Source organism: Halorubrum distributum JCM 10118 (assembly GCF_000337335.1).
Taxonomy (GTDB): Archaea; Halobacteriota; Halobacteria; order Halobacteriales; family Haloferacaceae; genus Halorubrum; species Halorubrum distributum.
Window position 1 is genome coordinate 1 of sequence record NZ_AOJN01000030.1, and the last position, 216, is coordinate 216.

Consider the following 216-nt stretch of genomic DNA (forward strand, 5'->3'; position numbering starts at 1 on the left):
AGCGCGTACCGCCCCAGTCAAACTGCCCGGCTACCGGTGTACTCCTCCCGGAGTGAGAGTCGCAGTCACCGACGGGTAGTATTTCAATGGTGTCTCGGTGGCGTGCTGGCGCACGTACCTGTGTAATGACTCCTACCTATGCTGCACATCGGCGACCACGTCTCAGCGACAGCCTGCAGTAAAGCTCTATAGGGTCTTCGCTTCCCCTTGGGGGTC

1 rRNA gene is annotated in these 216 nt (G+C 59.7%); it reads right to left on the reverse strand.

The window, feature by feature from the left end:
* Nucleotides 1-216: ribosomal RNA gene (locus C466_RS15845) — 23S ribosomal RNA — on the reverse strand; the annotation flags it as partial.